Raw genomic sequence first — 14,826 nt, 5'->3', positions numbered from 1 at the left:
GGCCCGGCCTCCGTCCGCGGGGCCGGGCCGGGCGGGCTCAGGAGGCGACCTCGGCGCCCTCGGGCCGGGGGATGAAGAAGGACGCGCCGAACGCCGCCACGACGACGACCAGACCGGTGAGCATCGCCGTCACGTACCCGCCGGAGGAGTCGCTGCCCGCCGGACTGCCCGCGACCTGCACCGCGGAGAGCAGGGCGAAGCTCAGCCCCGCGCCCAGGCCGAACGCGGCCGAGACCAGTCCGGGCAGGAATCCGGGGTTCTCCTTCGGGGCGAGGACGACACCGAGCAGGTTGAGGACGATGTTGGCCACACCCGCGTACGTCACGCCGAGCAGCACCGTGCAGGCGACCATCACCGGCAGCGAGTGCACCCCGGCGAGCGCCATGACGGCGATCACCACGGCGCTGGCGGCCAGGCCCCAGCGCAGCACCCGCCGGTAGCCGAGGACCGGCGCGAGCCGCCCGGTGAACGGGCCCACCAGCCAGCCCACCAGCGCGAACGGGGTCAGGAAGACCACCGAGGCGAGGCTGGAGCCCATGCCGAAGCCCACCGTGTCGTTCTGCGCGAAGGACATCAGCACGCCGTTGACGGTGGCGAAGACGCCGATGAGGGTCAGCAGGGTGGTCAGCAGCGGGGCCCACGTGGCCCGCCGGCGCAGGTCGTCGATCCGCACCAGGGGGTGCGCCTCCCGCTTCTCCAGCCGCCAGAACACCGCGAACGCCGCCGCCGCGACGACCAGCAGGCCGATCGCCAGCGGCCAGTTCGCCGCGCCCAGCTTCTCCGCCTCGTCGACGGCGACCAGCAGGGCCACGACGCTCACCACGAGGGGTGCCGCTCCCGCCCAGTCCATGGGCGTCCCCGCCGACGGCCGGGACTCGGGGCAGCCCGCACGGACCAGGACCGCCGCGAGGACGGCGACCACCGCGATCACCCAGAAGACGCTGCGGAAGCCGTACGCGCCGGCGAGCCAGCCGCCGGCCAGCGCGTCCACGCCGGCGATGCCGCCGTTGACCGCCGCGACCATGCCCATCAGCGTGCCGAAACGCTTGGGGTCGGTGACTTCGGAGCGCAGCATCAGCAGGGAGATCTGCACGACGGGGCCGCAGGCGCCCTGCACGGCCCGCGCGATGTCGAGGACCGCGATGTTCGGGGCCAGCGCGGCGAGCACCGTCCCCGCCGCCATGAGCACCAGCATCCACAGCAGCACGCGCTTGCGGCCCACGATGTCGCTGAACCGGGGCAGGAACAGCGAGAACATCGCGGACGCGGTGAAGAACACGGTCTGCGACAGGCCGGTGTTCGCCTCGTCGGTGTGCAGCTCCCGGGCCATGGTGACCAGGGCCGGGCTGAGCATGCTGGCGTTGAGCTGGAAGGCGGTGCACGCGGCGAGCAGCGCTGTCATCAGCGCCGCGGTTCTGGCCGCCGTCTTCGCCGGCCGGGTGGTCAGGTCAGTGGTCATCGCGCCGTCTCACTTCCGGACCTGGCACAGCCGGTCGACGAGGAGGTCGGGGAAGGTGCCGTCGGTCTCCAGGACGACGACGGCGTTGGCTCCGGGCTGCTCGGGGTAGCCCCGGTACAGGCCGCGGGTGTCGGCGACCAGGGCGCCGCGGGCAGCGCCGTCGGCGGTGTCGACGGTGACGTGCACGCGGGGCGCGAGTTTCGGGATGACCTCGCCGACGGCGATGCCGGCCGCGAGCGGGTCGTGGCAGGCGGAGCCCCGGAAGGGCAGCGCCGTCTGCTCGTGGAAGGCGAAGTAGAAGTCGAGGATCTCACCGGCCAGCCTGCTCACCGGCGTACCCGCGGCGAGCAGCCGCTGCCGGTGCGCCTCGGTGAGGTTCTCCCGCATGGTCACGTCGAGCGGTACGAGGGTGAGGTCCCAGTCCGCCGCCAGGACGAGTGCGGCGGCCTCGGGATCGTTGCCGATGTTGGCCTCGGCGACCGCGCTGATGTTGCCGGGGTGGTGGACGGCGCCGCCCATCACGGTGACGTGGGAGACCAGTTCCGGCAGCCGGGGCTCCTCGCGCAGGGCCAGCGCCAGGTTGGTCAGCGGGGCGGTGGCGAGGATGTGCAGGTCGCCGCCGGCCTTCCGGGCGGTGTCGATGATGAGGTCCACGGCGTGCCGGGAGTCCGGCGCGGCGGCGGGCGCGGGCAGGTGTACGCCGCCGAGGCCGCCGTCGCCGTGCACGAAGCTCGCGTCGGCGTTCACGACGCCGCGCAGGGTGGCGTCGGCGCCGGCGGCGACGGGGACGCCGGAGCGCCCGGCGGCCTCCAGGACCTGGAGGGTGTTGAGCGCGGCACGCTCGGCGCTGGTGTTGCCCGCGACCGTGGTGACCGCGCGCAGATCGACGCCCGGGGTCTGGCACAGGTACAGCAGCGCGACGGCGTCGTCGATGCCGGTGTCGCAGTCCATGAGCAGCGGACGGGAGGCGGTGACGGACATGGCGTCTCTTTCAGGGTGCGGCGGGGGCCGACGCGAGAGAACGTCGGCCGGATGAACAAGCCCCGTTATTTGTCTGACAACTTTTGGCGAGCTGGCGAGAGGGTACGCACGCCGCCGCGGCGGACACAAGAGTGATCCCGCGCACACCGCCGGACCTCCCCTGGTGAGCCGCTCGTGCGTCGGGTCACCGTAGATGCCGCTGTGCTGCTCCGGCAGGCTCGCCCGGACGGCTTACCGGGGCACGGGCTATGGTTGACGCAACCGGAAGTCGGTGCCGCCTCAAATGTCAGACATATATCGGGAGCCTCGATGCCTCGGCAGGGAGACCGCCGCCACTCACCCCGCGTCGAGCTCTACCAGCGCATCGTCGCGGCGATCGACGACGGCACCTTCCCGCCGGGGGCCCGGCTGCCCTCCGAACCGGACCTCGCCGCGCGGCTCGGCGTCAGCCGCCCCGCGCTGCGCGAGGTGCTCATCCTGCTCCAGGAGGACGGGGTCATCACCCGCCGCCAGGGCTCCGGCAGCACCGTGAACCAACTGCCCCCCGCGCCCGGTCTGGAGCGGCTCCTGCCCGTCGAGGACCTGCTCGGCCCCGGCGCCGTACGCTGCCGGCGGCTCGCCGTCGACCTGGAGGAGCCCACCGACTTCTCCGGCTACCACCTGCGCCTGGCGCCCTCGGCGCGTGCCTGCTTCTGGGAGACGGTCGTCGACATCGACGGTGTCCCGGCGTGCTTCGCGCACGAGTGGGCGGCCGACCGCACGGATCTCGAAGCCGTCGACCCGGAGCTCGCCGCCGTGTTCGACGCCGCACCCGAGGGACCGGCGACCACCATGCTCGCGGCGTTCCTCGCCGTCGCGCCCCGGTCGATGACGGCCCGCAGCACCCTGGGCGCCACCACGCTCGGCAAGGAGCGCGGCGCGGCCACCTCCCGTCCGCCGGAGACGGCGGCGCTCATCGTCACCCAGACCGTCGCCGTGTCCGGTCGCCCGGTGCTGGCAGCCAAGTACCTGTTCCCGGCCGGCGCCCCACTGCTGCACCTGGCACCGCGCCGCTGACGACCCGGGCTGCTTTCGGGCCCGGGTCCGGTCCTCGCGGTACGGTTCGCGCGTTAGGCGTCCGCCGTCCCGTGTCCGGCTCGGGTGCCCCGGTGCTGCTGCTTCGGCGCGGCGCCGCTGCCGGCCCGGGCTGCTCCCGGGCCCGAGGCCGGTTCCTGTGTACGGTCCCTGACCGGCTCGCGGTCGAACCGGCCAGGGTCGTGGCCGTGCTCATGCCGCCCGCCGGGGCGCGGCCGTGCGCCGTACCGTTCCCGCCGGTACGGACCACGCGCGGGCGGGACTCCTCCGGCGCGGGCGTCCCGTGCCCGGCCAGGGTGTCCTGCCGCATCGGGCGCCGCGCGGCTTAACGTCCGGGACCCTCCCGTGCCCGCCGCCGACGGTACGCCCCCGGCCGATCCGGTCGACGGCCCCGTTCAGGCGTCCCGCGCCGCCCCCGTGCTCTCCCGTTCGATCAGCCGGGGCACCGGAACCCGCACCGTGCGGGCGGGGCCGCCGTCGAGCAGGGCCGTCAGCTCGCGGGCCGCCGTGCGGCCGAACTCCATGCTGTCCCGGGACAGGGCGGACAGCCATGGTCTGACCATGCGGCACAGGGCCGAGTCCTCCCAGGCCACCACCGACACGTCCGCCGGCACCGAGAAGCCCAGTTCGCTCGCGGCGGCCACGCCCGCCAGGGCCATCACGTCGTTGTCGTAGATCAGGGCCGTGGGAGGGGAGGGGGAGCCGAGGACGCGGCGGGTGACGGCGGCGCCCTCGGCGTCCGAGTAGTCGGTGGTCACCGACCGCACGTCACTCAGCCCGCGTCGCTCGGCCTCGGTGCGCAGCGTCCGGATCCGGCGTTCGGTGTGGGCGAGGCCGGCCAGGCCCGCGATGTGCGTGATGCGCCGGTGGCCGAGCCCGTGGAGCCCGTCCACCACCGAGGCCATCGCGCCGGCGTCGTCAGCCCACACCGTGGAGAGACCGGGGTGCCGTTCGTCGGGGGCACCGCCGATCACCACGGCGGGCAGGCCGAGTTCGTCGAGCAGGTCGGGGCGCGGGTCGTCGGTGCGCGGGTCGACGACGAGCACGCCGTCCACCCGGTGCTCGGCCCACCACCGGCGGTACACGTCGCACTCGTCGGGCACGTCCTCCACCACCTGGAAGAGCAGCCCGAGATGGCGCTCCGCCAGCACGTCCTGGATGCCGGAGACCAGTTGCAGGAAGAAGGAGTCCACGCCCAGCGTGTCGGCGGGCCGCGCCAGCACGAAACCGATCGTGGCGGCGCCCTCGCCGGACAGCGCGCGGGCCGCCGTGCTGGGCCGCCAGCCGAGTTGTTCGGCGACGCGGCGGACCCGGTCGCGGGTGACCTCGGAGACGCCGGGCCGGCCGTTGAGCGCGAAGGAGACGGCGCTCTCCGAGACACCGGCGCGGCGCGCGATGTCCTTCATCGTCGGACGGCGCGCCGGGGAGCGCTTGGCCGGCATGTTCCCCTCATTTCTCAGCGGTGATCGCTAAAGCGCTTGAGTGGTTGCACCCTAAAGCGCATTAGTCCTCACTGGCAAGTCCCTTCCCATACCGTCCTGACCTGCACTAATGTGACCGAGGTTGCTTTAGCAGGGCTGAATCCATTGACTTTTCACGAACTCGGCATGCATCGTCACTGCCGACACCAGCCGCCGACGCCGCAAGGGAGCCGTGTCACCGTGCCCATATCCCGCAGAGCACTTGCCGCCGCCGCCATCACCGCCCTCGTCCTGCCGTTGAGCGCCTGTGGCTCCGGCGGCGACGACGCCGGTTCGACGGACGCCTCCGGCAAGGTCGAGGGCGACATCACCTTCCAGACCTGGAACCTGCGCGCCAACTTCAAGGACTACTTCGAGGGCGTGATCGGCGACTTCGAGAAGAAGTACCCCGGCACGCACGTCAAGTGGGTGGACCAGCCCGCCGAGGGCTACCCCGACAAGATCAGCGCGGACGCGGCCGGCGGCACCCTGCCCGACGTCGTCAACGTCGCCCCGGACCTGGTCGCGCCGCTCGCCAAGGCGGGCCTCGCGATGGACCTCGACAAGGCCGCCGCCAAGTACAAGGGCGAGTACCTGCCCGGCGCCTGGGCCAGCCACCAGGTCCCCGGCCTGTCCGGCACGTACGCCTTCCCCTGGTACCTGAACACCGGCCCGCTGTTCTACAACAAGACGCTCTTCAAGCAGGCCGGCCTGGACGCCGAGAAGCCGCCGAAGACGTACGACGAACTCTTCACGGACGCCCTCCAGTTGGCGCAGAAGACCGGCGGCAAGGTCGCCACCCTCGCCAACGTGCCCACCATCGAGGACTTCGGCCGCTACGGCTCGACGCTGACGAACAAGGAAGGCACCGGCTTCGCCTTCAACGACGCCAAGGGCGTCGAACTGCTCACCAAGTACAAGCAGTTGTACGACGCCAAGGCCCTCGACCCGCAGGCCCTGACCGCCACCCCGGAGTCGACCGGCAAGAAGTTCCTCACCGGTGCCGTCGCCATGAACCCGGGCAGCGCCCTGGACCTGGACAACTTCAAGAAGCAGGCGCCGAACCTGTACAAGAACATCGGCATCACCGACCAGATCACCAGCACCGGTCACGTCAACATGTACGTGCAGGGCCTGATGGTGAACGCGAAGACCAGGAACACGCCGACCGCGGTCGCCTTCGCGCACTTCGTCACGGACGCCGAGCACCAGATGTCGTTCGCCAAGAAGGTCGCCATCTTCCCGAGCACCGCGGGCTCGCTGAACGACCCGTACTTCACCAAGGAGGACGGCACCGACGAGACCCGCGTCCGCATCGCCGCCGCCAAGTCCCTGAAGACCGCGGTCAACTACACGCCCGTGCAGTTCAGCGACCAGATGAAGACCGCGCTGCGCAACGAGGTCGCCAAGGCGCTCCAGGGCAAGCAGAGCCCCAAGGACGCGCTCGACAACGCTGTCAAGGCGTGTGACCAGCTTCTGAAGCAGCAGGGATAACGCACCATGTCCACCTCGACCGTCTCCCGGGCGCCCGCCGCGCGCCCGGACGGGCGCCCCGGCCGCCGCGCCGCAGGCCGCCCGGCGACCCGGGTACGACGCCAACTGCCCACCAGCCCCTGGCTGTTCGCGGCCCCCGGACTGCTGGTCACCGGCGCCTTCATCCTGTACCCGTTCGTCTCCACGGTGATCAACGCCTTCACCGACCGCCGCACCCTGCTCCCGGGCCACTTCGTCGGCCTCGCCAACTTCCGCGAGCTGCTGCACGACGACGCCTTCTGGATCGGCCTGCGCAACAGCACGCTGTACATGGCCGGCGTCGTCCCGGCGCTGGTGATCCTGCCGCTGCTGCTCGCCATGCTGGTGCAGAAGAACATCCCCGGCATCACCTTCTTCCGGTCAGCCTTCTACACCCCGGTCGTCGCCTCGATCGTCGTGGTCGGCCTGATCTGGGTGTGGATGCTGGACGAACGCGGCCTGGTGAACTCGCTCCTGGAGACGGTCGGGCTGGGCAAGGTCGGCTTCCTCAGCGACCAGTGGCTGCTGCTGATCAGCGCCATGGCCGTCACGGTCTGGAAGGGCCTCGGCTACTACATGATCGTCTACCTCGCGGCGCTCGCCAACGTGCCCCGCGAACTGCACGAGGCCGCCGCCGTGGACGGCGCGGGCGCGGTGCGCCGCTTCTTCACCGTCACCGTGCCCGCCGTCCGCTCCACCATGGTCCTGGTCGCCGCGCTCTCCTCGGTCGCCGCCTTCAAGGTGTTCTCCGAGGTGTACCTGATGGCCGGTCCCAGCGGCGGCCCGGCCGGCGAGGACACCACCCTCGTGATGCTCATCCAGCGCACCGGCACCGGACTGACCGGCCGTGTCGGCTACGCCTCCGCCATCTCCCTGGTCGTCTTCGTCATCACCGTGATCCTGATGCTGCTCGTCCTGCGCGCCGACCGGAAGGAGGACGCGTGAGCGCCGTGGAGACCCCGGCCGGCAAGACCCCGGCGCGCCCCCGAAAGCCCCGCCTCACCGACGAGAACGGCCGCCGCTACCGGGTGTGGGAACTGGTCCTGCGCTACGTGCTGCTGCTCGCCGTCCTCGCCCTGACCGTCGGCCCGTTCGTGTGGCAGCTGTCCACCTCGCTCAAGGGCCCCACCGAGGACATCTTCAGCTCCTCGCCGAAGTTCCTGCCCGGCCACCCCACCCTGCACAACTACGAGCGGGTCGCCGACACCATCCCGGTCTGGGACTACGCCTTCAACTCCCTCAAGGTCGCCGCCGCCAACGTCGTCACCAACTGCGTCGGCTCCGCCCTGGCCGGGTACGCCCTGGCCCGGCTGCGCTACCGCGGCCGCAGGGTGGCCACCCTCGTCTTCGTGCTGGCCATGCTCGTGCCCGCCGAGGGCATCATCATCGCCCAGTTCACGACCATGCGGGAGCTGGGCCTGAACAACACGCTCGTCGGCGTCCTGCTGCCCGGCGCCATCGCGTCCCTGAACGTGCTGCTGATGCGCAACGCCTTCCTCAACCTGCCCTACGAGATAGAGGAGGCCGCCTACGTCGACGGCGCCAACGTCTGGCAGCGGTTCCTGCGGATCGCGCTGCCGTCGGTCAAGGGCACTCTCGCCGTCGTGGCGATCTTCGCCTTCATGGGCGCCTGGGACGACTTCCTGTGGCCGCTGATCGTGCTCAGCGACCCCTCCAGGTTCACCCTGACCATCGGCCTCAACTACCTGCACGGCACCTTCGCCAACGACGAGCGGCTCGTCGCCGCCGGCACCGTCATCGCCGTGGCCCCGCTGATCGCCCTCTTCGCCTGCCTCCAGCGCTACTTCTTCCGCGGGGTCGGCGAGGGCGCCGTCAAGGGCTGACCGGGGCGGCCCCGCCCGGGCCGCCCCCGCCGCACGCCATCGCGCCTGACAGGGCCGAACACCGTACCCCCACCGCAAGGACCCCCGCATGCCTTCTGCCGTGCGCTTCGGCGTCAACTACACCCCGAGCCAGGGGTGGTTCCACCACTGGCTCGACTTCGACCTCGACTCCGTACGCGCCGACCTGGACTCCATCGCCGCGCTCGGCCTGGACCACATCCGCGTCTTCCCGCTGTGGCCCTACTTCCAGCCCGACCGCGCCCTGATCCGGCCCCGGGCCGTGGAGCAACTGGTGGACCTGGTCGACGCGGCCGGGGAACGCGGGCTCGACGTCAACGTGGACGGCCTGCAAGGACACCTGTCCAGCTTCGACTTCCTGCCCGCCTGGACCCGCACCTGGCACCGCCGCAACCTGTTCACCGACCCCGAGGTCCTCGACGGTCAGGCCACCTACCTGCGCACCCTCGCCGCAGCCCTCGCCGACCGCTCCAACTTCCTGGGCATGACCCTCGGCAACGAGGTCAACCAGTTCTCCGCCGGACCCCACCCCGACCCGGACCGGGCCACGGCCGACCAGATCGACGCCTGGCTGGAGCGCATGCTCGCCGCCTGCGAGAAGGGCGCCCCCGGCAAGCTGCACCTGCACGCCGAGTACGACGCCACCTGGTACCAGGACGACATGCCGTTCACCCCCGCCCAGGCCGCCCGGCACGGCGCTCTCACCGCCGTCCACTCCTGGGTCTTCAACGGCACCGCCCAGCGCCACGGCCGCACCTCCGTGCCCACCGAGCACCACGCCGCCTACCTGATCGAACTCAGCAAGGCCTGGGCCGGCGACCCGCACCGCCCCGTCTGGCTCCAGGAGGTCGGCGCCCCCGCCCCGCTGATCCCCGCCGAGCACGCCGCCGCCTTCACCGCGGCCACGGTGGCGAGCGCGCTGGACTGTCCCGACCTGTGGGGCATCACCTGGTGGTGCTCCCACGACGTCTCCCGCGAGCTGGCCGACTTCCCCGAACTCGAATACAGCCTCGGCCTGCTCACCAACGACCGCCGGCCCAAGGACATCGCCCGCACGCTCGCGCGCGCCGCCCGCGAGCACACCTACGCCCCGGCCCCGCGCACCACCGCCCTCGCCGTCCCCGCCGACCCGGCGGCCCGCTCCCGCTGCGCGCCCGGCGGCGACGTCTTCGAGGCGTTCTTCCGGCTGACCGCCGACGGCGCCCGCCCCACCACCGTCCTCGACACCCGGGCGGCCGACCAGGACCACCTGGCCGCCCGCGGCATCACGCACGTCGTCACGCCCGACCAGGTACTCCCCAACCCACCAGGAGGCACCCGCTCGTGAGCCAGCACCCCGCCCGACGCTCCGCCCACCCCGACGCCCGCCCCGCCCGCCGCGCCGTCCTGCTCGCCGGCGCCGCCTCGGCGTTCCTGCCCGCGCTGACCGCCCAGCCCGCCCAGGCCGCTGCGGCGGCGCCGGACGCCGGTGCCGCCCCCGGCGCCGCCGCGTCCCTCCAGCCGTACGCCTCCTACTGGTACCCCGACTCGCTGCCCGCCGGCAGTCCGGGCGCCGGCATCACCTGGCGCAGTCTGAAGGCCTGGCGCGCCGGCACGGACACCGACCTCGCCTTCAACGCGGCCTCCGTCCCGCTCGCCCCCCGCTTCACCCCGGTCCCGGCGAACGCCACCGCGCGCACCGGGCAGGCCCGCATCCAGTCCCTGGTCTCCTTCGGCCCCACCGCGGGCAACCCCTCCCAGGGTTCGGCCACCGCCGACTACTACGCCCTCACCCACTGGGCGTACCTGGACGAACTGGTCTTCTGGGGCGGCTCGTCCGGCGAGGGCCTGATCCTCGCCCCGAACGCGCCGATCGTGGACGCGGCCCACCGGCACGGCGTCCCCGTCCTCGGCAACGTCTTCCTGCCGCCCGCCGCCTACGGCGGACAGCTCCAGTGGACCCGCGACCTGGTCCAGAAGGACGCGGCAGGCCACCACCCGCTCGCCGCCCAGCTCGTCGCGGTCGCCGCCGCGTACGGCTTCGACGGCTGGTTCGTCAACGCCGAGACCGGCGGCGGCGACAGCGCGCTCGGCGCCGGCATGCTCGGCTTCGTGAGCGAGCTGAAGACACTCGCCGCCGCCCGGGGGCAGCGGGTCACCTGGTACGACGCGATGACCGTGGACGGGTCGGTGAGCTGGCAGGGCGCGCTCGACGACCGCAACCAGGCCCTCTTCCAGGCCGCGGACGACATGTTCGTCGACTTCCGCTGGAGCGCGGGCTCGCTCGCGTCGTCCGGGCGCAGGGCCGAACAGCTCGGACGCAGCCGCTACGAGCTGTGGGCGGGCGTCGACGTCGAGTCCAACGGCTCGAACACCTCCGTGGACTGGGACGCGATCGTGCCCACCGGTGCCGAGCACACCACCTCCCTCGGCCTCTACCGCCCCGAGTGGACCCGCGGCCACCTGCCCACGGGCCACACACCGGAGGCCTTCCACGCCGCCGACGACCGGTTCTGGACCGGCCGCTCCCTCGACCCGTCGCGCCCCGACCCCGCCGACACCTGGCGGGCACCCGCCGTGTCCGTGGCCGACCGGTCCACGGTCACCGCACTGCCCTTCGCCAGCGTCTTCAACACCGGACACGGACTGCGCTGGTACGAGCGGGGCGAGGTCGCCTCCGACACCCCCTGGAACCACCTCGGCCTCCAGGACCGGCTGCCCTCGCGGCGCTGGAGCGTGCGCACCGACGGGCAGCGGCCCGCCGTCTCCTTCGACTTCGCGGACGCCTGGCACGGCGGCAGCAGCGTCCTGGTTGAGGGTGCGCTCGACCGGCCCGCCGTCGTGGACCTGTACGCCACGCGGCTGCCGCTCGGCCGCAACACCGTCGTCGAACTCACCCACCGCGCCGACGCGGGCGACGTACGGGTCGAGCTGGCCGTGGCGAGTGCCGAGCCGGACGCGGCCGGGGCGGCGCCGCCGTACACGTACCTGCCGCTGCCGGCCGGGAACGGCAAGGGCTGGCGGACCACGGCCGTACGGCTCACCGGCCGCTCCGGCACCGTGCACGCCCTCGGGGTGCGGCTCACCAGCACCGGCGGCGGCCCGGTGCGCTGGCGGCTCGGTGCCCTCGCCGTCCGGGACAAGGCCGCCACCCCGGCCGCCCCGGACAAGGCCCGCGTCACCGCCGCCGCGGGCGGCGACCTCCGTCTGGCCTGGCACCACCGGGCACCGGGAACGGTCCGCCACTACACGGTGCACCGCGTCCTGCCCGACGGCAGCCGCCGCTTCCTCGGCGCCACCGGGCAGCGGGCCCACTTCGTCACCGGCCTGACTCCCGCCCCGCGAGAGCGCGCCGTACGGTTCGAGGTACGGGCGGTGGGAGAGCTGTACACCTCCTCGGCCGCCGCCACCGTCACCCATCCCTGGTAACCACCCGCCGATCCACCCACCCGAGCACGACCTACGGAGCATTCCGCATGCATGACGACCGCAGCCTGGTCGAAGCCCGCCTCAAGCGCGTCCTCGACGAGCGCATCCGCCCCGCCGTGTACCCCGAGTCCGTCCCGCTGGACGTCGCGGTGTGGCACGCGCCCGGCGAGCCCGTGCCGGTGGCCGAGGGCCTGGCCGCCGCGCCCGAGCCGATCGAGGTGGGCGCCCGCTGGGGTGCTCCGTGGGGCACCAGCTGGTTCCAGGTGACCGGCACCGTGCCCGAGGCGTGGGCCGGCCGGACCGTCGAGGCCCTGCTCGACCTCGGCTTCGACGAGAACATGCCCGGCTTCCAGTGCGAGGGCCTGGTCTACCGGCCCGACGGCACCCCGGTGAAGGGCCTCAACCCGCGCAACCAGTGGGTGAGGATCGGCGCCCCCGCCGCGGGCGGCGAGGAGGTGCGCCTGCACATCGAGGCCGCCTCCAACCCCGTCATCCTCGACTACCACCCCTTCCTGCCCACCCGGCTCGGCGACAAGGAGACCGCCGGCAGCGACCCGCAGTACACGCTGACGCGGATGGACCTCGCCGTCTTCGACGAGACCGTCTGGCAGCTGGTCATCGACCTTGAGGTGCTCGGCGAGCTGATGGCCGAGCTGCCGGCCGACTCCCAGCGCCGCTACGAGATCCTGCGCGCCGTGGACCGGGCCCTCGACCTGGTCGACCTCCAGGACGTGAACGGCACCGCCGAGCGCGCCCGCGCCCAGCTCGCCGGCGTCCTCGCCGCGCCCGCCGTGCCCTCCGCGCACCGCATCAGCGCGGTCGGCCACGCGCACATCGACTCGGCGTGGCTGTGGCCGCTGCGCGAGACCGTGCGCAAGGTGGCCCGTACGACGTCCAACATGACCGCCCTGCTGGAGGACGAGCCCGACTTCGTCTTCGCCATGTCCCAGGCGCAGCAGTGGGCCTGGATCAAGGAGCACCGGCCCGAGGTGTGGGCTCGGGTCAAGAAGGCGGTCGCGGACGGGCGGTTCGTGCCGGCGGGCGGCATGTGGGTGGAGTCCGACACCAACATGCCCGGCTCGGAGGCCATGGCCCGCCAGTTCGTGCACGGCAAGCGGTTCTTCCTCGACGAGTTCGGCGTCGAGAACGACGAGGCGTGGCTGCCCGACACCTTCGGGTTCGCCGCGGGCCTGCCCCAGATCATCAAGGCGGCCGGCTCCAAGCGGCTGCTGACGCAGAAGATCTCCTGGTCGCAGACGAACAAGTTCCCGCACCACACCTTCCAGTGGGAGGGCATCGACGGCACCCGTATCTTCACGCACTTCCCGCCCGTCGACACCTACAACTGCTCCATGAAGGGCAGCGAGATCGCGCACGCGGCCCGCAACTTCAAGGACAAGGGCGTCGCCCGGCACTCGCTGGCGCCCACCGGCTGGGGCGACGGCGGCGGCGGCACCACGCGCGAGATGGTGGCCAAGGCCGCCCGCCTGCGCGACCTCGAAGGCTCCGCGCAGGTCGTGTGGGAGACCCCCGAGGCCTTCTTCGACAAGGCCGAGGCCGAGTACCCCGAACCGCCCGTCTGGGTCGGCGAGCTGTACCTGGAGCTGCACCGCGCCACCCTCACCAGCCAGGCCAAGACCAAGCAGGGCAACCGGCGCAGCGAACACCTGCTGCGCGAGGCGGAGTTGTGGGCGGCGACGGCGGCCGTGCGCGCCGGGTTCCCCTACCCGTACGAGGACCTGGACCGGATCTGGAAGACGGTCCTGCTCCACCAGTTCCACGACATCCTGCCCGGCTCGTCCATCGCCTGGGTGCACCGCGAGGCACGCGCCACCTACGACCGGGTCGCCGCCGAGCTGGACGCGATCATCGACGGCGCCCAGCGCGCCCTGGCCGGCGAGGGCACGGCGCCGCTCGTCTTCAACGCGGCCCCGCACACCCGCGCCGGGGTCCCGGCGGGCGGCGCCGCCGCCCGGGCCGCCGAGGGAGAGACCCGGATCACCCCGCGCGCGGGCGGCGGTCACGTCCTGGACAACGGCCTGCTGCGCGTCGAGATCGACGAGCGGGGCCTGGTCGTCTCGGCGTACGACATCGAGGCCGACCGCGAGAGCGTCGCCCCCGGCCGGGCCGCGAACCTCCTCCAGCTGCACCCCGACTTCCCCAACATGTGGGACGCCTGGGACGTGGACGAGTTCTACCGCAACACCGTGACCGACCTGACGGACGCGGACTCGGTCACCGCGGGCGAGGACGGCACCTCGGTGCGGATCGTCCGCTCCTTCGGCTCCTCCCGCGTGACCCAGGTCCTGTCGCTGGCGGCGGGGGAGCGGCGGCTCGTCGTGGACACGGAGGTCGACTGGCACGAGACGGAGAAGTTCCTCAAGCTGGCCTTCCCGCTGGACGTGCACGCCGAACGGTACGCTTCCGAGACCCAGTTCGGTCACTTCCACCGGCCCACCCACACCAACACCTCGTGGGAGGCGGCCAAGTTCGAGGCCTGCAACCACCGGTTCGTGCACGTCGCCGAGCCCGGGTGGGGTGTCGCGCTCGTCAACGACTCGACGTACGGCCACGACGTGACCCGGGCCGTCCGCACCGACGGCGACCTGGGCACGACCACCACCGTCCGGGTGTCGCTGCTGCGCGCGCCGCGCTTCCCCGACCCGGAGACCGACCAGGGCGTCCACCGCTTCCGGCACGCCCTGGTGCCCGGCGCGGACATCGCCGACGCGGTGCGCGAGGGCTGGCGGATCAACGTCCCCGAGCGCCGGCTGACCGGCGCCGGGGAGGTCGCCCCGCTGGTGGGCGTCGACGACGACGCGGTCGTCGTGACGGCGGTGAAGCTGGCCGACGACGGCAGCGGTGACGTGGTCGTCCGCTTCCACGAGGCCCACGGCGGCCGGGCCCGGGCCACGCTGACGGCCGGCTTCGAGGTCGCCGACGCGACGGTCACGGACCTGCTGGAGCGGCCCCTGGCCGACGCGGCGCCCGTGGAGCGCGAGGGCGGCCGGGTCGCGGTCCGGCTGCGCCCGTTCGAGCTGGTGACGCTGCGGCTGCGGCGCGCCTGATC

10 protein-coding genes are annotated in these 14,826 nt (G+C 72.7%); 7 read left to right on the top strand and 3 right to left on the bottom strand.

What is annotated here, in order from left to right; all coding sequences use genetic code 11:
- Window positions 1-37: 37 nt before the first annotated feature.
- Window positions 38-1,459: an MFS transporter gene (locus tag ACFC02_RS37570; RefSeq protein ID WP_376366785.1), complete on the bottom strand. Its 1,422-nt coding sequence runs from the start codon at window positions 1,457-1,459 to the stop codon at window positions 38-40.
- 9 nt (window positions 1,460-1,468) lie between these two features.
- Window positions 1,469-2,440, bottom strand: coding sequence for a nucleoside hydrolase (locus tag ACFC02_RS37565; RefSeq protein WP_376366784.1), 972 nt, complete (start codon window positions 2,438-2,440; stop codon window positions 1,469-1,471).
- A 309-nt stretch (window positions 2,441-2,749) separates the two neighbouring features.
- On the opposite strand from ACFC02_RS37565, the gene ACFC02_RS37560 reads away from it, so the two are divergent.
- Window positions 2,750-3,496, top strand: coding sequence for a GntR family transcriptional regulator (locus ACFC02_RS37560; RefSeq protein WP_376366783.1), 747 nt, complete (start codon window positions 2,750-2,752; stop codon window positions 3,494-3,496).
- 413 nt (window positions 3,497-3,909) lie between these two features.
- On the opposite strand, the gene ACFC02_RS37555 is transcribed toward ACFC02_RS37560, so the two are convergent.
- On the bottom strand, window positions 3,910-4,956 hold the full coding sequence (locus tag ACFC02_RS37555; RefSeq protein WP_376366782.1) for a LacI family DNA-binding transcriptional regulator: 1,047 nt from the start codon (window positions 4,954-4,956) through the stop codon (window positions 3,910-3,912).
- Between the two features lie 219 nt (window positions 4,957-5,175).
- On the opposite strand from ACFC02_RS37555, the gene ACFC02_RS37550 reads away from it, so the two are divergent.
- From ACFC02_RS37550 to ACFC02_RS37525, 6 genes are all read left to right on the top strand, one after another.
- The gene (locus ACFC02_RS37550; RefSeq protein WP_376366781.1) at window positions 5,176-6,468 is read left to right on the top strand and encodes an ABC transporter substrate-binding protein; all 1,293 of its coding nucleotides are present in this window, start codon (window positions 5,176-5,178) and stop codon (window positions 6,466-6,468) included.
- 6 nt (window positions 6,469-6,474) lie between these two features.
- Window positions 6,475-7,431, top strand: coding sequence for a carbohydrate ABC transporter permease (locus ACFC02_RS37545; RefSeq protein ID WP_376366780.1), 957 nt, complete (start codon window positions 6,475-6,477; stop codon window positions 7,429-7,431).
- Window positions 7,428-8,330: a carbohydrate ABC transporter permease gene (locus ACFC02_RS37540; RefSeq protein WP_376366779.1), complete on the top strand. Its 903-nt coding sequence runs from the start codon at window positions 7,428-7,430 to the stop codon at window positions 8,328-8,330. The genes ACFC02_RS37545 and ACFC02_RS37540 overlap by 4 nt, the downstream gene beginning before the upstream one ends.
- 88 nt (window positions 8,331-8,418) lie before the next feature.
- The gene (locus tag ACFC02_RS37535; RefSeq protein ID WP_376366778.1) at window positions 8,419-9,675 is read left to right on the top strand and encodes a glycosyl hydrolase; all 1,257 of its coding nucleotides are present in this window, start codon (window positions 8,419-8,421) and stop codon (window positions 9,673-9,675) included.
- Window positions 9,672-11,756 (top strand): endo-beta-N-acetylglucosaminidase, encoded by a 2,085-nt coding sequence (locus ACFC02_RS37530; RefSeq protein ID WP_376366777.1) that lies wholly within the window; start codon window positions 9,672-9,674, stop codon window positions 11,754-11,756. Before ACFC02_RS37535 ends, ACFC02_RS37530 begins: the two co-directional genes overlap by 4 nt.
- Before the next feature lie 47 nt (window positions 11,757-11,803).
- Window positions 11,804-14,824 carry an alpha-mannosidase gene (locus ACFC02_RS37525; protein WP_376366776.1) on the top strand — a complete coding sequence of 1,007 codons (3,021 nt, stop codon included), beginning with the start codon at window positions 11,804-11,806 and terminating at the stop codon, window positions 14,822-14,824.
- Window positions 14,825-14,826: the final 2 nt, after the last annotated feature.

It is taken from the genome of Streptomyces sp. NPDC056160 (genome assembly GCF_042268205.1).
In the GTDB taxonomy this organism is placed as follows: Bacteria; Actinomycetota; Actinomycetes; order Streptomycetales; family Streptomycetaceae; genus Streptomyces.
This window is presented reverse-complemented; position numbering and strand designations above follow the sequence as displayed.

Bases quoted from the DNA above. Each gene is read 5' to 3' on its own strand.
- ACFC02_RS37570 (WP_376366785.1), bottom strand. From the start codon at position 1,459: ATGACCACTGACCTGACCACCCGGCCGGCGAAGACGGCGGCCAGAACC.
- ACFC02_RS37555 (WP_376366782.1), bottom strand. From the start codon at position 4,956: ATGCCGGCCAAGCGCTCCCCGGCGCGCCGTCCGACGATGAAGGACATC.
- ACFC02_RS37565 (WP_376366784.1), bottom strand. From the start codon at position 2,440: ATGTCCGTCACCGCCTCCCGTCCGCTGCTCATGGACTGCGACACCGGC.
- ACFC02_RS37560 (WP_376366783.1), top strand. From the start codon at position 2,750: ATGCCTCGGCAGGGAGACCGCCGCCACTCACCCCGCGTCGAGCTCTAC.
- ACFC02_RS37535 (WP_376366778.1), top strand. From the start codon at position 8,419: ATGCCTTCTGCCGTGCGCTTCGGCGTCAACTACACCCCGAGCCAGGGG.
- ACFC02_RS37545 (WP_376366780.1), top strand. From the start codon at position 6,475: ATGTCCACCTCGACCGTCTCCCGGGCGCCCGCCGCGCGCCCGGACGGG.
- ACFC02_RS37525 (WP_376366776.1), top strand. From the start codon at position 11,804: ATGCATGACGACCGCAGCCTGGTCGAAGCCCGCCTCAAGCGCGTCCTC.